Origin of the sequence: Lacihabitans soyangensis, assembly GCF_024343775.1 — a bacterium.
Lineage (GTDB): Bacteria > Bacteroidota > Bacteroidia > Cytophagales > Spirosomataceae > Leadbetterella > Leadbetterella soyangensis.
Window position 1 is genome coordinate 88,612 of record NZ_RJUF01000003.1, and the last position, 20,573, is coordinate 109,184.

General features: G+C 38.7%; 19 protein-coding genes. 9 read left to right on the forward strand and 10 right to left on the reverse strand.

From position 1 onward, the window contains the following. Nucleotides 1-33: 33 nt before the first annotated feature. From fabG to EGI31_RS02430, 5 genes are all read right to left on the reverse strand, one after another. The gene (gene fabG / locus EGI31_RS02410) at nucleotides 34-768 is read right to left on the reverse strand and encodes a 3-oxoacyl-[acyl-carrier-protein] reductase (protein ID WP_255035538.1); all 735 of its coding nucleotides are present in this window, start codon (nucleotides 766-768) and stop codon (nucleotides 34-36) included. Nucleotides 769-836: 68 nt separating this feature from the next. Continuing rightward, nucleotides 837-1,931, reverse strand: a complete 1,095-nt coding sequence (gene gcvT, locus EGI31_RS02415) for a glycine cleavage system aminomethyltransferase GcvT (protein WP_255035539.1) — start codon at nucleotides 1,929-1,931, stop codon at nucleotides 837-839. A gap of 205 nt (nucleotides 1,932-2,136) precedes the next feature. Continuing rightward, nucleotides 2,137-2,775, reverse strand: coding sequence for a pyridoxamine 5'-phosphate oxidase family protein (locus tag EGI31_RS02420; protein ID WP_255035540.1), 639 nt, complete (start codon nucleotides 2,773-2,775; stop codon nucleotides 2,137-2,139). A gap of 34 nt (nucleotides 2,776-2,809) precedes the next feature. Beyond that, nucleotides 2,810-3,442, reverse strand: coding sequence for a LysE family translocator (locus tag EGI31_RS02425; protein WP_255035541.1), 633 nt, complete (start codon nucleotides 3,440-3,442; stop codon nucleotides 2,810-2,812). Then, nucleotides 3,439-3,858, reverse strand: a complete 420-nt coding sequence (locus tag EGI31_RS02430) for a GNAT family N-acetyltransferase (protein ID WP_255035542.1) — start codon at nucleotides 3,856-3,858, stop codon at nucleotides 3,439-3,441. Before EGI31_RS02430 ends, EGI31_RS02425 begins: the two co-directional genes overlap by 4 nt. 83 nt (nucleotides 3,859-3,941) lie before the next feature. On the opposite strand from EGI31_RS02430, the gene EGI31_RS02435 reads away from it, so the two are divergent. Then, on the forward strand, nucleotides 3,942-5,417 hold the full coding sequence (locus tag EGI31_RS02435) for an aminotransferase-like domain-containing protein (RefSeq protein ID WP_255035543.1): 1,476 nt from the start codon (nucleotides 3,942-3,944) through the stop codon (nucleotides 5,415-5,417). A 211-nt stretch (nucleotides 5,418-5,628) separates the two neighbouring features. Further along, nucleotides 5,629-6,048 (forward strand): hypothetical protein, encoded by a 420-nt coding sequence (locus tag EGI31_RS02440; protein ID WP_255035544.1) that lies wholly within the window; start codon nucleotides 5,629-5,631, stop codon nucleotides 6,046-6,048. A 16-nt stretch (nucleotides 6,049-6,064) separates the two neighbouring features. On the opposite strand, the gene EGI31_RS02445 is transcribed toward EGI31_RS02440, so the two are convergent. Next, nucleotides 6,065-7,345: an NAD(P)/FAD-dependent oxidoreductase gene (locus EGI31_RS02445; RefSeq protein WP_255035545.1), complete on the reverse strand. Its 1,281-nt coding sequence runs from the start codon at nucleotides 7,343-7,345 to the stop codon at nucleotides 6,065-6,067. A gap of 170 nt (nucleotides 7,346-7,515) precedes the next feature. Here EGI31_RS02445 and EGI31_RS02450 point away from each other — a divergent pair, with 170 nt between their 5' ends. From EGI31_RS02450 to EGI31_RS02465, 4 genes are all read left to right on the forward strand, one after another. Next, a complete protein-coding gene (locus tag EGI31_RS02450; protein WP_255035546.1) occupies nucleotides 7,516-8,340 on the forward strand; it encodes an SGNH/GDSL hydrolase family protein in 825 nt (274 codons plus the stop codon). A 54-nt stretch (nucleotides 8,341-8,394) separates the two neighbouring features. Beyond that, the gene (locus EGI31_RS02455; RefSeq protein WP_255035547.1) at nucleotides 8,395-9,111 is read left to right on the forward strand and encodes a glucosamine-6-phosphate deaminase; all 717 of its coding nucleotides are present in this window, start codon (nucleotides 8,395-8,397) and stop codon (nucleotides 9,109-9,111) included. A gap of 9 nt (nucleotides 9,112-9,120) precedes the next feature. Then, nucleotides 9,121-9,534, forward strand: coding sequence for an alternative ribosome rescue aminoacyl-tRNA hydrolase ArfB (gene arfB / locus EGI31_RS02460; RefSeq protein WP_255035548.1), 414 nt, complete (start codon nucleotides 9,121-9,123; stop codon nucleotides 9,532-9,534). Between the two features lie 165 nt (nucleotides 9,535-9,699). Further along, on the forward strand, nucleotides 9,700-10,056 hold the full coding sequence (locus EGI31_RS02465) for a protease inhibitor I42 family protein (RefSeq protein ID WP_255035549.1): 357 nt from the start codon (nucleotides 9,700-9,702) through the stop codon (nucleotides 10,054-10,056). Nucleotides 10,057-10,113: 57 nt separating this feature from the next. On the opposite strand, the gene EGI31_RS02470 is transcribed toward EGI31_RS02465, so the two are convergent. Together EGI31_RS02470 and EGI31_RS02475 are read right to left on the reverse strand one after the other, a co-directional pair. Continuing rightward, nucleotides 10,114-11,538 (reverse strand): amidohydrolase, encoded by a 1,425-nt coding sequence (locus tag EGI31_RS02470; RefSeq protein ID WP_255035550.1) that lies wholly within the window; start codon nucleotides 11,536-11,538, stop codon nucleotides 10,114-10,116. Nucleotides 11,539-11,594: 56 nt separating this feature from the next. Then, nucleotides 11,595-12,146: a YqgE/AlgH family protein gene (locus tag EGI31_RS02475; RefSeq protein ID WP_255035551.1), complete on the reverse strand. Its 552-nt coding sequence runs from the start codon at nucleotides 12,144-12,146 to the stop codon at nucleotides 11,595-11,597. Nucleotides 12,147-12,251: 105 nt separating this feature from the next. Here EGI31_RS02475 and EGI31_RS02480 point away from each other — a divergent pair, with 105 nt between their 5' ends. Further along, entirely contained in the window at nucleotides 12,252-13,337 is a 1,086-nt protein-coding gene (locus EGI31_RS02480; RefSeq protein WP_255035552.1) for a Gfo/Idh/MocA family protein, read from the forward strand. A 137-nt stretch (nucleotides 13,338-13,474) separates the two neighbouring features. Further along, nucleotides 13,475-15,652: a metallophosphoesterase family protein gene (locus EGI31_RS02485; RefSeq protein ID WP_255035553.1), complete on the forward strand. Its 2,178-nt coding sequence runs from the start codon at nucleotides 13,475-13,477 to the stop codon at nucleotides 15,650-15,652. 31 nt (nucleotides 15,653-15,683) lie between these two features. Here the strand turns inward: EGI31_RS02485 and EGI31_RS02490 are convergent, their stop codons facing one another. Further along, nucleotides 15,684-17,099 carry an AAA family ATPase gene (locus EGI31_RS02490; protein ID WP_255035554.1) on the reverse strand — a complete coding sequence of 472 codons (1,416 nt, stop codon included), beginning with the start codon at nucleotides 17,097-17,099 and terminating at the stop codon, nucleotides 15,684-15,686. Between the two features lie 264 nt (nucleotides 17,100-17,363). Between EGI31_RS02490 and EGI31_RS02495 the strand changes: the two genes are divergently transcribed. Beyond that, nucleotides 17,364-18,875, forward strand: a complete 1,512-nt coding sequence (locus EGI31_RS02495) for a serine hydrolase domain-containing protein (RefSeq protein ID WP_255035555.1) — start codon at nucleotides 17,364-17,366, stop codon at nucleotides 18,873-18,875. A 2-nt stretch (nucleotides 18,876-18,877) separates the two neighbouring features. Here the strand turns inward: EGI31_RS02495 and EGI31_RS02500 are convergent, their stop codons facing one another. After that, nucleotides 18,878-20,554: a GH39 family glycosyl hydrolase gene (locus EGI31_RS02500; RefSeq protein WP_255035556.1), complete on the reverse strand. Its 1,677-nt coding sequence runs from the start codon at nucleotides 20,552-20,554 to the stop codon at nucleotides 18,878-18,880. Nucleotides 20,555-20,573: the final 19 nt, after the last annotated feature.

Sequence of the window (20,573 nt, forward strand, 5' to 3'; positions counted from 1 at the left end):
TTTAACAGCAAATTTAAATTTTTTCCGTCAAACTTACACCATCCCACCATTCACCGAAAGAGTGTGGCCATTGATAAATGAAGCCTCCTCTGATGCCAAAAACAGATATGCATTGGCTATGTCTATCGGTAATCCCATGCGTTTTGAAGGTATTTCGGCCACCATTTTATCTATAACCTCCTGCGGCATAAGATCTGTCATATCGGTTTTTATGAAGCCTGGTGCTACTGCGTTTGCTGTAATGTTGTGTTTTCCGAATTCCTTGGCCCACGTTTTTACCATTCCGATTATCGCAGCTTTTGTAGCTACGTAATTGGTTTGACCAAAATTACCTGAAATTCCGACTATTGACGAGGTGCAAATTATTCTACCAAACTTTTGATCTACCATGTAGGGAACAACTGCTTTTGTGCAGTTAAATACACCCGTCAAATTCACGTCAATTACCGATTGCCACTCATCTTGAGTCATTTTGAGCATGCTTTTATCACGGGTGATTCCAGCATTGTTGATCAAAATATCTATTCTATGATGTTGTTTGATGATTGCCGAAACTGCTGTTTCGATAGCCGAAAGGTCTGTTACTGCCACTTTCATAAACTGACAGTTTCCCCCTGCTTTTACTATTTCAGCAGCAGTTTCTTGACCAGCGTCAAGTAAATCCCAGATGATAACCGTTGCTCCTTCTTTAGCAAATAATTCGGCCGAAGCCTTGCCGATTCCTCTGGCTCCTCCAGTGATGATGGCTACTTTATTGTTTAGTTTCATTTTGTTTTAAGGTTGATATTTTGAAAAACTTGCCAATTTTATTGAAAAAACAGACTCGGGCTATAATATTACACCCCAGGCTTCACAAAAGGCAATTTGACCACTAGTGCTTTCACCAATTTTTCTCTGATTTTTACAAAGATTTCTGTTCCTGCTTTGCTGAATTCGGTTTTTACAAAACCCATCGCAATGCCCTTATTCAAAGTTGGTGATTGCGTACCTGAGGTAATTTCTCCAATCCTATTTCCATCAGCGTCACAGATTTCGTAGTGACTACGAGGTATTCCACGGTCAATCATTTCAAGGCCAACCAATTTTTGCTTTAAACCAGCTTGCTTTTGAGCCAAAAGATTTTCGCTATTGATAAAACTTTTGGTGAATTTAGTGACCCAACCCAAGCCTGCTTCAAGCGGCGATGTAGTATCTGTGATGTCGTTGCCATAAAGACAATAGCCCATTTCAAGTCTCAAGGTATCTCTTGCTCCTAAGCCAATTGGTTTGATATCAAACTCTGCTCCTGCTTCAAAAATTTTCTTCCAAACCTCTTCTGCAACTTCATTAGGCAGATAAATCTCGAATCCACCCGCTCCAGTGTAGCCAGTAGCCGAAATTGTAATGTTTTGATGTCCTGCAAATTCGCCTTTTACGAAAGTGTAATAGTCCATTGCAGACAAATCGATACTGGTCAGCTTTTGGAGTGTTGCGGTAGCTTTAGGGCCTTGAACAGCAAATAAGCTCGTTGTATCTGAAAGGTCTGTCATTTCAACGCCAAATGTGTTGTGGCTTGAAATCCAGTTCCAATCTTTTTCGATATTGCCCGCATTGACCACCAACATGTATTCGTTGTCTTGGATTTTGTAAACCAAAAGGTCATCTACTACGCCACCCTCATTATTGGGTAAGTAAGCATATTGTATTTTTCCGTCAAACAAAACAGAAGCGTCGTTTGAGGTTACATATTGAATCAAATCCAAGGCTTTTTCACCTTTCAGGTGGAACTCACCCATGTGCGACACGTCAAACACACCCACGCCTTCACGCACACAACGGTGTTCTTCGTTGTCAGACGAATATCTAACGGGCATGTAAAAGCCTGCAAAAGGCACCATTTTGCCACCAATCGATTCGTGAAAGTCACTGAGAGTTATTTTCTTTGCATCCATTTGTTGATTTTTGTTTTTTTTTACAAATATAATATTTGCTTTCAACAAATGGCTTTGGCTTTCTGGCTTTCTGAAAATTATTGGTTTTTATGATTTATGAGTCAATGTCTCTCAGTTAAAGTATTTGTTTCAGATTATACCTCACCCTAAATCCCTCTCCACAGAAGAGGGACTTAAAATCTGTACTTAACTAAACGGCATTGATTTATGAGGAATAATTCAAATGCTCTGGCAAAGGAATATTAAGACTGTTTTCGTCAGCAAGTGGAGTTAGCCTTTTGCACGGTATAGGAATAATTCCCGACCAAATGGGAAGTTCTTTGTCCGCTTCATCGTCGTTAGGCATGCCTGTACGCATACGGGCCGATGCTTCTGATATTTGGAAAGACAAAAGTGTGGTTTTATTGACCTCGCTGGCTTTCATGGGACGAAGATAATCCCAACTGTTCGGTACTATTTTCTCTGTCAATTCCTTAAAAAAAGAAGCTTTTTCTTCGAAGTTTTCGTGCTTTATGACATTTGAAAAGATAATAACTGATCTGTAGTTTACAGAATGATGAAATGCAGACTTGGCCACCACCAAAGCATCGGTGAGCATTACAGAAATGCAAACAGGGATTCCTGACTCTATTCCTCGCAAAAAATGACTACCCACCGATCCATGAATGTATAATCTATCTCCCTTCCGAACGAAAGCCGTTGGGATAGAATAGGGCTGATTGTCAACAGAATAACTGATCGTACAAAATAGGGCTTCGTCTAAAATTGAATTCACTAATTCCTCATCATATTGTGTACGTTTCGGCATTCTGCTTGTGGTGGTACGCGGGGTTTGTTGTATCATAATTCTATTTAATTTGTCTCAAAAAAATTCTTTTTCACTTTTTATCTAAAGCCATCTTAAGGGCAAGACTTGCCAAAATTGTTGCCATAAACCATCTCTGAATTTTAAGGTATACTGGGTTCTTATTAAACCATTGTGCACATTTTGCAGCCGAGAGTACTATCAACAAATTAACCATAAAACTAACAGCCATTTGTGTTAGCCCCAATTGTATACTTTGGCTGAACACAGAGCCATTTTCTGTTTTTATAAATTGCGGAAAAAATGAAACATAAAAAAAGGCAATCTTAGGATTTAAAACATTGGTAAAAAAACCCATGCTAAAGAGTTTTGGGGGATTATCAATTGTAAGGTTGTTTTGAGCCTGAAATACGTTTTTCCCTGAAATTTTAATTGCCTCAAACGCCAAATACAATAGATAAAAAACTCCCACCGTCTTTAAAATAAAGTAAGTAAAAGGTATTGACATTAAAATAGTTGTGAGCCCAAATGAAACCAAAATTATATGAAAGAGAAATCCAGAAATCACTCCGAGTAGCGAAATAAATCCTGCTTTTTTTCCTTGACTGATAGAACGTGAAATTAAATAAATCATGTTAGGGCCGGGCGTAATAACTAAGCCAAAAGCAGCCAATATGAAAATTACGAGTTCATTTGAAGGTATCATAACTCTAATCTAAAATGGTGGTAAACAATCTTCATTCCTTTGTTGAGGTAAAGTCTGTGAGCATCAAATCGTTGATGGCCCGAGTCCAAATGAACGGCAGGCAATCCTTCCGTTTTCGCAATTTCCACCACAAAATCAAAAAGTGCTCCAGCGTGACCTTTTCCCCTTGCTTCGGGCAAGGTGCTGAGGTCATCAATATAAATATACCTACCCTCAAAAAGCGTAGTCATGTATCTGAATCCGCAAGCAGAAATGGCTTTTCCATTTTCTTCAATGAATGCAAGCCGGTAAGATTCTTTCTTCATTTCTGGAATCAATGAAAGGAACCGATCCAAGGTCAAATGCGGCCGCAAGGCCTGAATAACTTCCAAGCATTTCTTTAAATCTTCTTCTGTTTCTGCAAATTTTATTTCCATCCTGTTTTTTATTACACCACAAAACTATACTTTTACTGGCTCACACAAATCGTCCAATATTTACAAAACGAGTAGTCCAATTTATGTTTCCTTTCAAATCAAATATTACGATAGATAAATCACTAAAAACACCTATTTATCAGCAGGTTTCTCAACAATTGATGGTTTTGATACGTGAAGGAAAACTGTCTTTTGGTCAAAAACTGCTCAGTTCAAGGGCCTTAAGTGAAGCCTTGGGCGTTCATCGAAAAACCATTACTCAAGTTTATGACGAACTTATAAGCCAAGGATGGCTCGAAACCAAACAAGGAAATGGGACTTTCGTGGCTCAAAATCTACCTGAAATAATCCCTCAGTTTTTGGAAGAAAATCAAAAAAACGAAAAGTCAAAAATTGCTGGATTTGCATTTGAAAAGAAAGATTTCCTCATCAGAGAAGTTATAAAAGCCACGGAAAAACTTCATCTCGACGACGGCTTTCCTGATCCAAGACTGGCCCCTTTGGCGGACTTGGCAAGAGCTTACCGCAGCAATTTGATACTTGGAAACTCTTATCAAAAACTCGGCTATGGCGACACAAAAGGAAGTCTTTGGCTAAGAAAAGAACTCGCAAAGTATTTGAATGAAACTCGAGGACTGAATATCAATGAAAACAATTTGCTGATAGTGAGAGGCACGATAATGGGGCTATATCTGACGAGTTTGGCCTTTATAAAAACTGGAGATAAAGTGGCCATCGGAGAGTCAAGCTGGCAAAGTGCCAACATCAGTTTCTTGCAAGTTGGTGCAGAACTTTTGAAAGTGCCGATAGATGAAAACGGCCTTGATGTGGACGCTCTGGAAGATTTGTGCCAAAGCAATACAATCAGATTAATTTATATAACCTCGCACCACAACTACCCTACCACTGTCACGCTAAAAGCCGACAGAAGAATAAAACTACTTCAACTTGCTCAAAAATATAAGTTCATCATCTTCGAGGACGATTACGACTATGATTTTCATTATCAGAGTCGTCCATTGATGCCGTTGGCAAGTGCAGATAACCAAGGCATGGTTTTGTATTCTGGTTCATTTACCAAAAGTATCTCTCCTGCCTTTCGAGTAGGTTATTTGGTAGCCACAGAAGATGTCATTGACCATTTGGCACACTACAGAAGAATCATCGACCGGCAAGGCGACAATATGCTCGAAACCGCTATAGCCCAACTTCTACACGAAGGAATAATACAGAAACACTTACGCAAAGGACTTAAAGAATATAAAAACCGGCGAGATTTTTTCTGTGAAGAACTAAAACGAGTTTTTCAAGACCAAGTTCAGTTTCAAATACCAGAAGGCGGAATGTCTGTTTGGGTAAAGTTTGAAGATGAAATAGATATGCAGAAAACTGCTGAAACAGCACTAAAAAATGGCCTTTACCTTTCGAATGGCTTTCATCACAATGTAGAAGGGAAGATTAAAAACTATACCCGACTTGGCTTTGCTTCGTCTACTGTTGAAGAGTTAAAAGAGGCCATAGGGATGTTGAAAAGGTCGTTGGAGTTCACTTCGATTTGACATTTAGATTTCTACTTCGAAAATATAATGTAGAATTCCGTTATTTTTATATCCATAATGTACAAACATTCTCGAATTTTTCTTTCCTAATATTAATTATTGGCATCATGCAGCGAGAAAACAATTTAAATAAATTTCAACCTCCAAAGAAAATGCCTTCATATATAGTTAACTTTCAAGACTTTAATAAACCAAAAATTAGTTACAAAAAATGAAACTTAATATTTCTGAAGAATTTATCTCTAGAAACAGAGGCACGGTAATATATTTAATTTTATTATTGACTGGATTTTTAATGACCAAATGGAACCAAAAAAAACATTATAATAATACTATCGATTCTCCCGTATTTGTAACTGGTTATACACTTGCCTTTGAAAAAGCTGGCTACAGGCAATCTGATTATTTTAGGTTTCAATATAAATATAAAGGTACTTTATATGAAAAGTCAGACTTGTCAAATGTTTATATTAATGATTACAACAAATTCTTTAACGGTAAACCCTTTCCAGTAATTCTAAATCCAAAATTTCCTGACAATGGCGAAATGTTATTTTTTCGTACGGATTTCGAAAAATATGGATATCGGCAACCTGATAGTCTTCTTTGGGTAAATAATTATAAGAAATAGGGTTATTTAATCTCTTTTACTCCTTAAACTTAGGCTTAATAATCAGTCTCAAAGACTGATCATAAGTAACATAATTCCAAAGCCAGTTGATGAAAATGAGGATTTTGTTTTTTACACCCAAAATAGACATCAGGTGCACAAACATCCATACATACCAGGCAAATGTGCCTTGGAACTTCCAAAATGGCAAATCCACCACGGCAAGGTGTCGCCCAATGGTGGCCATAGAACCTAAGTCTTTGTATTTGAATGGCTTCGGACTATGATTGTTGATAATTTTCGTGAAATTTTGAGCCAATAGTTTGCCTTGCTGAATGGCCGGCTGAGCCATTTGTGGGTGTCCGTTCGGGAATTCCGTATCTGCAGTCATTAGTGCCAAATCTCCCAAAGCGAAGATGTTTTTAAAACCTTCTACTTGGTTAAATTCATTTACTTTTATTCTTCCTCCTCGGCCAAAAATTTCTGGAGAAAAACCTGTTATCGCATTGGCTTTTACTCCTGCAGCCCAAACTACATTGTTGGTTCTTATTTTTTCATCCGTACTGGTGTAGGCATATTCACCGTCAAAATCCACAATTCTTACTCCGTTTTTCACGATTACACCCAATTTTTCGAGGTATTCTTTCCCTTTGGCCGATGCGTCGTCGGACATTACTTCCAATACTTCAGGCGACGACTCAAAAAGGTAGATTTTCATCAAATTGAAATCCAATTCGGGATAATCCTTTGGCAAAATGATCTTTTTCATTTCGGCCAAAGTACCCGAAACCTCCACACCTGTAGGTCCGCCGCCAACGACCACCATATTCATTAGCCCCTCTCGCTCTAATGGGTCTTGCGTGGTTAAAGCATCTTCCAGATTTTGCAAAACACGGTTTCTAAGAAAAATAGCTTCTGAAACTGATTTCATTGGAATGGCCTTATCTATCATATTTTGCATTCCAAAAAAGTTGGTATCGGTTCCCAATCCCAAAACAAGAAAATCATAAGAAATTTCTCCCAAATCTGTAGTAATCGATTGTTTTGAGGTGTCCACAGAATTTACTTTCGTAATTCTGATGTGTACATTGGGCATGTGTTGAAATATCTTTCGCAATGGAAACGAAATAGAACTCGGCTCTAAGCCCGCCATCGCAACCTGATAAAATAGCGGCTGAAATTGGTGGTAATTATTTTTATCGATTAATACAATTTGGAAATTTTGCTTGGCGAGTTTTTGAGCAAATACAAGGCCTCCAAAGCCTGCTCCTACTATTACTACTCTTTTCTGATTGGTTTCTGGTATGTTCGGATTCATGTTATTTTAATGAAACAAGATTTTTGAGAAAATAAACAATTCCTTGAAATCTCTATTTTGACGAAGCTATTTACTTTTTAAACAAAATGATTAACAAAAATAGTTTATTTTGGCCATATTTACCCTCAAAAGATTATCTTTCATAGCCTTATAAATATTCAAGCCTCTAAATGAAAAAACTGCTCTTTAGTATCGTCCTTTTTATAGGATTGAGCTCTTTATCTGTTCAAAATGTGAAATGGGTAGCTATTGGCGATTCCATTACTTATCTCAACGACCATCCTGAACAAACGGGCAATCGTGTGAAAAAAGGATATATGACAAGAGTGACCGAAAAACTTCCTCACATTTCTTACATAAACCAAGGCCACAATGGTTGGACAGCCATCAGGATTGCCGAAAAAATAGAAGACCTGAAAATCGAGAAAGCAGATATCTACACCGTTTTTCTTTGTACCAACGATTGGTGGGGCGGAAAACCACTCGGAACTTTGGCTGATTATGATCAAAAGACCGGAGTCGGCACGGTAAATGGGGCTTTCAGGGTAATTCTTGACAAACTCAAAAGCCTAAACAAAGATGCCAAAATTGTCTTGATAACACCCATCCAGAGAGGCGATTTTGTATATTTGTCTAACATGAAAAACAAGGCGTTTGGGTCTTATAAAGACAAAAATGGGCAGTTTTTGGAACAGTTTGCAGAAGCCATAAAAGCAATAGGAAAGTCTGAAAATATTCAAGTAGTGGATTTGTACCACAACAAAAAACTCTCTGTAAAAAACGCTGTGAAATATAAATTACTTAAAGACCCAGAAACGGGTTTGAACAAGAAATTTAAATATCCAGCTTATACAAAAATCGCTTTCAATCCCGAAAAAGACGAATATCCTTATCCTTTAGATGCGGTGGCCATGACCTACGATGGACTCCACCCTTCTGACCAAGGCAACGAGATTATTGCAAAAGCGGTTGTAAAAGCGTTTAGTAAAAAATGATTTTATTTGGCTAATATTGCCAAAACTTTAAATAAAGACCGAAATTAAGTAAAAATGAAGATTGAAATATTTGAAAACCACGAGTCGCTATCAGATGCTGTAGCGAATCATATTCTGGATTTAGTAAGAAAAAAACCAAATGCTACCTTAGTCCTAACCTCAGGAAATACACCCATTTTGGCATATCAAAAAATAACAGAATTGGCAAAAACAGAAGACTTTGTCCATACTTTCATCATAGGTCTAGACGAATGGGTGGGCATATCTGGAGAAAGCGAAGGCAGTTGCAGATATATTGTGGAGCAAAACCTACTGAAACCTCTAAATATTCCTGAATCAAATTATACTTTTTTTGATTCAATGACTGACGATTTGGAATCAGAATGCAAAAGAGTAGATGACTTGATTTTTGTACGAGGCGGTCTTGATTTTATTCTTGTGGGTTTGGGTACAAACGGACATCTCGGGCTAAATGAACCGGGTTCGTCGTTTGATGCATATTGCCAAGTAACTGATTTAGAAGAAATTACAGCAACGGTTGGTCAGAAGTATTTTAATTCAGCAACGCCATTAACAAAAGGAATTACAGTAGGCATAAAACATCTTCTAGAAGCAAAAGAAGCCATGGTTATGGCCAATGGAGGGTCAAAAGCCGAAATAATTAAAAGAATGATTTCGGAAGAAATAAACGAAAAACTGCCGGCTACTGTTTTGAGAAAACATGTAGAAGGTTTGCTGTGGATAGATAAAGCAGCAGCTGCCGATTTGTAATTTTTAGAAATGAAAAATATCGCAAAAATAGATTTCACCGGTGAGGTGGTTTTTAATACTTCGAGAAGTAGCGGAGCTGGAGGTCAAAATGTAAATAAAGTCGAAACCAAAGTAGAATTAAGATTTGATATAAATGCCTCTACCCTTTTGGACGAAACTGAAAAAGAGAAAATAAGAGAAAAACTCAAAAACCAGATTAACCAAGAAGACGAACTTTTGGTGGTTTGCCAAGAAAGCCGGTCGCAGTTAAAAAACAAAGAATTAGCCTTAAAGAAATTCAAGGAACTCTTGATATCGGCTTTAACAGTGCCGAAAAAGCGAAAACCTACCAAACCAACACTAGAAAAAATAGAAAAAAGACTAAAAACCAAGAAAGTAAACGCCGAGAAAAAAGCAATGCGAACAAAACCCATGCACGACTAGTGCAGCACGGCACAAGCGTAGCCGGCCGTAAAGCCGCAATGCATTGCGGCTCAAGAATCGTAACAAGTAATGCATTGTAGTAAACATAATAAGAGACATCCCAGTAAAGCCGCAATGCATTGCGGCTCAAGTATAACAAGTCGCATAGCGATAATAACCAAAACCATGAAAAAAAACCTAAGCATCGCCCTCATCATTATCACGACATGGAGCTGTCAACAAAAACCAAAACTTATGGGAACTACCATCAAAGTAGGAGAAAGCATTACACATGAATTAGAAGGTAATCCAAGCACTGGTTACACATGGCAGTACAAAGCCGAAAATCCTGAAATAGTTAAAATAACCGAGGAAATAGTAAGCGAAAACAAAGATGGAATGGTTGGAACGCCATCGAAGTTTAAATACAAAATAGAAGGTGCTAGTGCCGGTACTGCTCAAATAATATTCACCTACCGAAGATCTTGGGAAACAGATGTTCCCCCGGCTCAATCGGATACTTTGACGGTTAATGTTGAATAATCACTGTGATTTTTGCCTAATGCACGAATAAAACGTGGATTAGTGATGGTCTTAAGCCTATTTTCTATAATCTAATGGTGGCTTTCTATCGCCGGCAAGTGACTTATAATTAAAATCTTTGGATCCACGCATTATGTAAAGTTCTTCTTTAGATTTTTCTACCAAGCTTGTATCCATAAACAAATCTTTTGCTGTTAAGGCCATTGTTTTAGCGGCGTTTATCATTCCTTTGTGGCCAATACTCATACCATTGCAAGCAACGGCTTGCCAACTGTGAGCAGGTACTCCAGGTACCCAAGTAGCGGTGGAAAGTCCAGCCGTGGGAACAACCCAACTCACATCGCCCACATCTGTAGAAGCTGGTGTAGCTAATCCTGAAGTGTACGGTTTTATCTGATCTGCAGACTCTACTGTGGCCAAAGAACTTGAAAAAACGGTCTTCCTGATATCTTCAGCAAACTTCCTTTCTTCTGGTGTAAACTTTACGCCTCCTACCATTTCAAGGTTTTTTTGCATGGCCTTCGCTAATGTCTCATTAGGAAGTAAATTGTACAGACCTGCCATTATCTCAAAACTCATTTTGGTTTCTGTACCCAATGCGGCTGCCTGGGCGGCTTTCTGAACTCTGTTCCAAACTTCTTCCAAGCCCTTGGCTGATGGGTGCCTGACGGTATATTCCACCATGGCATAATCTGGAACAATGTTGGAAGTTAAGCCTCCGTTCTTTATCACATAATGAATCCTTGTTTCAGGAGAAATATGCTCTCTCATGAGGTTGACCATATAATTCATGGCCTCTACGGCGTCTAAGGCCGAACGACCTTTTTCTGGAGCCGCCGAAGCGTGTGCTGCTAAGCCTTCAAAAGTAAAGTTTGTAACCCGATAGGCCAACGATGAGTTTGGACTTGCATTATTATTGTCGCCAGGATGCCAGTTAATTACGGCATCTATGTCTTTAAAAACTCCCGCTTGCACCAAATAGGTTTTCCCACCGCCCGCTCCTTCCTCAGCAGGCGTTCCTATAAGTTTTATTGTACCTTTTATTTTGTTCTTTTCCATCCAAGTTTTGGTAGAAATAGCTGCAGCCACCGAACCTACTCCGAATAAATTATGTCCACAGCCATGCCCATAGCCATTAAGAACTTTAGCCTTTCTGGTCGGAATGGCTTCTTGTGAAAGACCCGGCAAAGCATCCATTTCAGCCAAAATACCGATAGTCGGATAGCCAGTGCCGTAAATTGCTACGAAAGCTGTTGACATTTCTCCAACTCCTTTTTTTACAGAAAACCCATTGGCTTCCAATTCTTTGATTAATAAGGCCCCCGTTTTTTCTTCTAAATAACCAGGCTCGGCCCATTGCCAAATCTGGTCTGACATTTGGGTATATTTCGTAAAGTTTTGGTCGAGATGAGTCACAATCTCATTTTGAGCAAACAGATTTCCTGCAAAAATCAGACAAAACAGAAAGACAATTTTTTTCATAATCTATATTCATTAAAAAACTCAAAACACTTAAAACAGAACTCACAACTAAAGAGTCAATTCAACCTAGGATCTACTGGATAATTGGCCAAAACCTTATAATCACCGCCCATTCGTTTCAGTACCGTTCTCCAAAATTGATTGGTATATTCTTCAAAAATCACATCAGAATTGATATCAGAAACAAACCAGGTGTTTTGTGCTAGTTCATTTTTCAACTGACCAGCTCCCCAACCAGAATAGCCAATGAAAAATCGAATATCTTCGGATTTTATACTCCCAATGCTCAATAAACTTTTAACACTTTCGAAATCCCCCGACCAGAAAATTCCGTTGCCCAAATCGATAGAATCTTCTATCAAATGACCCAAACGATGTACAAAATGCAAGGTATTTTGCTCGACCGGACCACCAATAAAAAGTGGAAATTCTACATAAATGTCGTCAACAACATCTGCTATAGTGTTTTTAGAGACATTGTTTAGTACCAATCCAAACGAGCCCTCGTCGTTGTGTTCACAAATGAGCACCACACTACGTTCGAAGTTTGGGTCTCCAAGAAATGGCTCGGCTATCAGTACATTGCCTGCATTTGGTGTTTCATTCATGAGGAAATTTTGTATTTTTGGCAAATTAGAAATTTCAAACAAATAAAAAACGATTTTTTGAATTTTCTAGAAACTGAATTTTATTTCAACCAAAATAACCTCAAAATGAAGAACAGAAGGGATTTCTTAAAAAGTACAGGACTAATCGCCGCATCGGCCGTTTTTTCGCCGCACGTATTGCTCAAAGCTACCCAGCCACAAAAGACAAAATTAGGTATAGCACTAGTTGGACTTGGCTATTACAGTACCGACTTGATAGCACCAGCTTTACTCAAAACCGAGCATTGCGAACTCAAAGGTATCGTGACGGGTACACCCTCAAAGGTGGAAATCTGGAAAAACAAATACGGTTTAGCAGATAAAAACATTTATGATTACAATAATTACGACCAAATAGCCAACAACCCTGACATCGACATTATCTATGTGATCTTGCCGCCATCGATGCACCGAGAGTTTACTGTTAGAGGAGCGGCTACAGGCAAGCATATTTTCTGCGAAAAACCTATGGCTCCCTCAGTAGCTGACTGCCAAGCCATGATAGATGCTTGTAATAAAAACAAAGTGAAACTATCTATCGGCTACCGTTGTCAGCACGACCCCAACCTACAGCAAGTAATGAAGGTTGCCAAAGAACGTCCTTTTGGAAAGCCTAAAATGATTAATTCTGCAGCAGGGTATTTTGATGGCCGCACTACGCATTGGAAACAAAACAAAGCATTGGGCGGAGGCGTAATGGGCGACATGGGCGTTTATGCCTTGCAAGGAGCACGTATGGCAGCTGGTGAAGAACCTATCAGCGTAATAGCACAAGCCTCCACAACTCGCCCGGAGATTTACAAAGAAGTAGAAGAGACTATGATGTTTCAGTTGGAATTTCCTTCGGGAGCGAGAGCGGCTTGTCAGTCGAGTTTCGGCATAAACATGAACCATTTGCAAGTAAACTACGAAAAAGGTTGGCTAAAAATGGAACCCCAAAGTGGCTACGGCAACAACAAAGGCAGCATGTCAGACGGTACACAGATCAACTTCCCCTTGGCCAGCCAACAACCCAAACAACTGGACGAAGACGCTCTGTCCATTATCGAGAAAAAACCTATGATTGTTCCTGGAGAGGAAGGTTTAAGAGATATTAGGGTGGTGGAAGCTATTTATAAGTCTGTGAAAACAGGTGGTTTGGTGAAGATATGAAATTTTGGAAATTACTCTGGATCTAAAAACATGAGCCCCTGAATAATTCCTAAGATCAAATTATAAATATGCAATTCGTCTTAAAAATGGCCATTTTAAAATCAATTTTTCTTATTCTTGCTTCTGTCTCATTCACAATGGCTCAATCGACCATTGTTGCTGCAGGCGACACTTGGAAATACCTCGATAATGGCTCTGACCAAGGAACAACCTGGCGAAATGCCGGATTTAACGACGCTTTGTGGGCCAGTGGTAATGCAGAATTTGGATATGGCGAAGGAGACGAAACTACCGTGGTGAATTATGGACCTGATCCCAATAACAAATATATCACTACTTATTTTAGAAAGGTAGTCACGCTATCAAGTACTTACAGTAGCTTTCTTTTACGAGGCAAAAGAGACGACGGTGTGGCTGTATATTTCAACGGGGTACAAGTTTTTAAAGATGGACTTGGAGATCCTGTTTTATATAATACTTTAGCCACAAACGCTGCCGACGATGGACAGGTGTGGTTGAGTACAACTTTACCTGGCAATGTTTTACAAATGGGACAAAACACGATAGCCGTAGAGATTCACCAGACGGCATCGAGTAGCTCAGATTTGTCCTTCGACTTCGAGCTTATTGGCCAGAACAGTGTTTTTGTGTCTAGAGGACCATATCTACAAATGGCCTCTTCTACTGGCATGCAGATAAGATATAGAACCATCTCTCTGACCACCAGCAAAATAAACTATGGTACAGACCCGAACAACCTAATCCTGTCTGTTTCAGATAATGCTTTTAAAACCGAGCATATTGTAAATCTGATAGGCCTACAACCGAATACAAAGTACTACTACAACATTGCGAATACCGACCAAATAATTCAAAGCTCGGCCAATCACTATTTTTACACTGCACCAACTATCGGAACCGAGAAGAAAACTAAAGTGTGGGTTACGGGCGATTGTGGAACGGGAACAAGTACTCAAGCAAACGTAAAAAATGCCTTTCTCAACTACGTTGGTAACAACTATATCGACCTTTGGCTTCTTCTTGGGGATAATGCTTACAACTCTGGCTATGATAATGAGTATCAAACATTGTTTTTTGAGCCATATCAAAATAGCCGAACCATGAAGCAAACACCTATTTTTCCTGCTCCCGGAAACCATGACTATTACAGCACATCCCAAGGGAGTAGAAGTGGAGCTTATTTTCAGAATTTTACACTACCCACCAATGGCGAAATTGGTGGTCCACCCTCTTACAATGAAGGTTATTATTCTTATAATTACGCCAATATACACTTCATAAGTCTCGATTCTTACGGGACAGAAACTGCAAGTTTATATCGCTTATCTGATACTCTCAATAGTCCACAGATAACCTGGTTAAAAGCCGATTTGGCCGCAAATACACAAAAATGGACCATCGTCTATTGGCATCATCCTCCTTACACTATGGGTAGCCACAACTCTGACTCAGAGCTAGAGCTTCGATATATTAGAGAAAAAGTGCTCCCTATTCTTGAAAGAAACAACGTAGATTTGGTTCTTTGTGGCCATAGTCATAACTATGAAAGAACACGCTTAATAAAAGGGCACTATGGTCTTGAAAGCTCATTTAGTCCAACTAGTCACAACAAAAGCAACTCAAGCGGTAGATATGATGGTACCGCCGACTCTTGCCCTTATGAAAAAACATCTGGCTTGCCCAACAAAGGCATCGTTTATGTGGTTGCAGGTTCGGCAGGGTGGGTAACTTCCAAACAGGCAACTTATCCCCACGATGCCACAGTTTACTCTAACTCCGAAACTGGGGGTTCAATTTATCTCGAAATTGAAGGAAACCGACTGGATTCTAAGTGGATTTCAGAAAACGGAACGGTTGCTGATCAGTTTACAATTATGAAAGACGTGAATAAAAATTCAGAAATTGAAATTGCACCAAATCAGAGTTCTGTAAACTTACAAGCCTCGTGGATTGGCGATTATATTTGGAATAACCCTGCAGGAAATACAAAAACTATTCAAATAAATCCGATAATTGGTCAGCAATATTTTGTGGAAGATAGTCGTCAATGTTTGAGAGACACTTTCCTAATAAAAGTTAATCCAAACTGTGTGAACAATCACCAATTGACAAAAGTGGTTGGAGGTAATTCAACTTTAGCTTTAAACGCAAGTCAGGCAATTTCGGCTTCTAGCAGCCTTCAAAGTGGGACAACAGTTAACTTTGGAGCAGGTAGGTCTATTTTACTTGAAAATGGATTTCAGGCAAGCAATGGAGGTGTTTTTAAAGCGGAAATAAAAAATTGTGTAAACTAAAGACCTCGTAATACTCTATTGATTATCCTTCTTAAAACAAATCATCCATAGTCAAATCGTTTTGAATGATGGACTTTGCGTATTCGTTTTGAGTGAGACCGTAAGTCGTAATCATCGCCAAAAAAACACTTTTTCTCGTTTTGGTTACTTCTTTAAATAAGCTTTGTTTTGTTCTAAGTTTTAAATCATACTCTTTTGTAATGGTAAAAGGGCTGGTAGAGTATTTTATTTCAAATAGATTAATTATTCGATCTTTTCGATCAATTACCAAATCTATTTGAGCACCTGCTGTTTCTGAATCTGCTGATTTCGTCCAAGTACTTGTTTCGCTATAAATTCCCTCTATTCCCAGTTTACGTTTAATATTTGTGGTGTGGTCCCAACATACTTGCTCAAATGCCAAGCCCGCCCATGCATGGGTAGTTCCTGTGTCAATTATACTGGTCCATACCCCTTCTGAATATTTTGCCGAATGTTCGATAAACTTAAAATAGAACAATGTGTAATAGTCCGCTATCACAAATGTTTTTTTGTTTTTATTTGTTCCTATTGGTACATACGATTTCAGAAAACCACTTTCTTCTAATTCATTAAGTTTTAAACTAAAGTCTCCACTCGACTCCCAACCCAATTTTTTGATTATTTGGTCTCGGGTGGCTCTATTTCCCAACCCATATATTGCCCTTAGTAGTTTTTCATGTTTTTCAGAGTTGTTAAATAACGAAGAAAACACAAATTGAAACTCATTCCTGAGTTGTCCCGTTGGACTAAAACAGGTTTTTTCGATATTCTGAGCAGCACTTAAGCCTTTTTGTATCTGTTCTAAATAAAACGGAATACCCCCAACAGCCATATAAATATTCACTATTTGGTATCTGTCCAAGTTTATTCCTTGAGATTTAAAAAACGCTTCTGTCTCAGCCAATGTAAACGGCTCTATCTTGAATCGATGTGTAATTCTGTTATATAATCCTCCTTTGTTTCGAATGAGCTTGTTTATCATCCAAGAGGCTGCTGAGCCGCACACAAATAGTTTTAGCCCTTGTTGCGAACTTGCCCAAGAATTCCAAAAAAAATCAAGCCCAGTCATAAAATCTGATTTTTTCGTGTCAAACCACGGCAATTCATCCAAAAACAATATCTTCTCTCCTTCAATTTTAGAAAGCTCTTTTTGTAGAAAAGAAAAACATTCTAACCAACTTTTGGGTGGTTCGTATGATGCAGAAAATTGATTATTTATAAATAATGTAAAGTTTAATAACTGCTTTTGGGTATTGCTATTTGCCAGTCCAGTAGCATAAAAAGTAAACTTTTGATTAAAATATTCTTTGATTAAAAACGTCTTTCCCACTCTTCTTCTACCATAAAGTGCCACAAAAGCAGGTTTATCATTATTCATGATTTCTCTAATTCTATCTTGCTCTGGCTGTCTCCCAATTATTTTCATTTCTGTATCTATTACTTCATAATGTTATAAATATACACGATTTAATTGTTTTTTATTTTCCAAAACTATAAAAAATGTTGCGTTTTGGAAAATATTGTGGTTGATTATTTTCCAAAACTATAAAAAATGTTGCGTTTTGGAAAAATCAATGGCGATTGATATGCTTTTTTTAACCCTATATTCAGAATTTCTGTGTCACGAAAAACGGTAGAATCCGTTTCTTTTTTCTATATTTAAGTTTTGAAAAATCGCCTCTTCCAAACTATGACAAAACTAAGCTACTATCTGTTAGGAATTATTTCCTTTTGTGTGTTGCAAAAAGTTTCTGCTCAATCGTCTGCCGAGCAAATGGCTAAGATAAAAGCCGCATTACCCATTATTGATCAAATTTGTAAAGAAAATGCAGAGAAAAATCACCTGCCTAGTTTGGTTTATGGCTTGGTTGTAGATGGACAAATTGTACATTTCAATGCTTTGGGTGTCACGAATTTATCCGAAAAAACACCTGCCAGTCAACAATCGGTTTACCGTATTGCCTCTATGTCAAAGAGCATTACAGCCATGGCCATCTTACAACTTAGAGACGCTGGAAAACTACAATTAGACGATCCTGTACATAAATACATTCCTGAAATAAAAGGACAAAAGTTTTCGATAGATTCACCAGAAATCACAATTAGGCATTTGCTAACTCACGCTGCTGGTTTTCCCGAAGATAACCCTTGGGGCGACAGACAACTGGCCATTTCAGACGATACGATGCTTAAAATGTTCAAAAAGGGCATTTCTTTCTCAAATACCCCTGGTGTAAGTTATGAATATAGCAACATGGGATTCGCTATGTTGGGATATATCATCAAAAAAGTAACAGGAGAAACCTATCAAAACTACACTATAAAACATATTTTGAAACCACTGGGTATGAACAATACCTACTGGGATTATACCAAAGTGCCTAAAAGCCAACTGGCACTTGGATACAGATGGATTGACGATAAATGGGTAGAACAACCCATGCTGGGCGACGGTGCTTATGGAGCTATGGGTGGTATGCTGACCACCATAGAAGATTTTGGAAAATACATGACCTTTCATCTATCTGCTGCAAGCTCCGATAAACCAGAATCTAAAGTATTGAAAAGAAGCTCACTACGAGAAATGCAACAACCTTGGAATTTTGCTCTGCTAAATGTAGAAAACAAAAATGCTCAAGGAAACTCGTGTCCGTTTGTACAAGCTTATGGATATGGACTAAGATGGGTACAAGACTGCGAACACAATATCAACATCGGCCACAGTGGTGGCTTGCCTGGTTTTGGTAGCAACTGGAAAATTTTGCCACAGTATGGCATCGGGTTCGTGTCATTTGCCAATCGCACCTATGCCCCAGCTAATGCTTTGAATACCCAAATTATGGATACCTTAATCGCTTTGGCAGACTTAAAACCTATTTCTTGGGCTGTTTCTGAAGTATTAAAAGAACGTCAAAAACAGCTCGTTTCTCTTCTTCCATCTTGGGAAAAAGCCGAAGCTTCGGGAATTTTTGCAGAAAACTTCTTTTTGGATTATTTCACAAATAGCCTAAAAAAAGAAGCGGAAGCCATTTACCAAAAAGCTGGTAAAATTATGCGAGTAGGCGAAATGATGCCAGAAAATGCACTTCGTGGATCATTTATGCTTGAAGGAGAAAACACCAACATTAAAATTAGCTTCACGCTTTCTCCCGAAAAACCAGCCTTAATTCAGGAATATCATATTTCTGAGGTGAAAAAATAGTTTTACCAATCCATTTTCAACAAAGAAACTCCTTGCCTTGGCAAAATAACGTTCATTTTTAAAATGCCATTTTTGGGTTTTAGATAAACAGGCGAGGTCAAAAGTGTCAACTGACCTGCTTTCTCCAAAGTGCTTATTTGCTCTTTGGACGGGCTTTGGGGAGAACCCATATTCTTCCAAACCTCATAAGAATTGCTGTTTTCATCATCAATTCTGTAATGCTGCAAATTGATAGTTTTGTTTGGTAATCCTGACAAATTCAGTTCTATAGTCGCATCCTCCGCTTTTACGTCGTCGTCGTGATAATTCCAGAGCATCACGGCTGCCGAATTTACATCTTTGCTGGCTAAAGCATCAATATCAGCATTTTTTCCTCTAACGCTCGAGTCTCGCACCATCTCGAAAGTGTAACTCTGGTTACCTTTTACGCTCACTCTTTGTCCCGACATTAGGCCAAACATTCTGAATACATTCAAAACTGGTTTGTCTATTCCGTTGGTAGCCAAATCTCTGAATCCGTAGAAATACGGTTGATTTTCAAACTCGAAAGACCAACTAACCGCCCCCAAAAGATTGGCTTTGAAATGGTCTGCCAAAGCATATTTTCTAGCAAACGATGCAGCGGTATAGCTCGAATACATGGTGCCGTTTCGGTAGGCATTTTGTGGATTGGTCTTCATTCCACAAGCCGCACAGCCTTCTGGATCAGACTCACCAATAATTATGGGAAGATTTTTATATTTTTCGTAAGACGTAACTATTCTGAACCCTTCCGAAATATCTCTCAACTGTGTGCCCATGTTCATTTGCACGTGGTTGTTTACAACTGTGGGTGAACCTTTGGCATGAAAAGTTATAAAATCCAGTGGCGATCCGATTTTGCCAGTCGCGTAGTTTTTTCCCATACTGCAATGATTCAAAAAGACTTTTAGAAATTCTGCCGCTTTGTTCCAATTTGGGCCTGTCGTTTCTGGTCCACCCATTCTGATGGTTGGCAAAGCTCTTTTGGCTGCATCAGCAGTATAGTCGTATAATTTACAATATTCTTCCACGGTTCCGCTCCAATAGCCAATGTTCGGCTCGTTCCAGAGCTCCCAGTACCAACTTTCTACCTCCGCCTTTCCGTAGCGTTCAACCGAATGTTTTACCCAAGCATACACCAAGTCCGCCCATTTTTTATAGTTTTTTGGAGGAAACGTCCACCCTTTAAATATTTCGGTATAATGCATTCCTGGCTTCCATGCGTGTTCGTAAGGCTGTGGTTTGGTAGACAATGCCTCCGGCATAAAACTAAACTGTGCCATGGGTTTTATCCCCCTTTGAAGATATGTATCGAAAATTTTATCAATTATTTTCCAGTCATACACTGGATTTCCATTGGCATCTTCAGTATATACATTTGTTGAGCCCCATTTCAGTGAAAGCGTGTCGTGACCAGAGTTTAGCAGACTGTGAGCCCGGAAATAAACAGGTACCGGACTCAAAGCCGACAACTCAGAAAGCAACTTTTTGCCATCTTTCATATAGGCGTAGTTGGGCTCATCTGCACCGAAAAATGCCCAAAAAGGATACATTTTACCTATCTGTTTATTAAAATCGACGTTGATGGTTTTTGTTTCTTGAGAAAAACTGAGGTTTGCAATGAGTATTGCAAAAATTAAAAACGCTGCTTTTTTCATTTATAGGGTTGAATTGTAG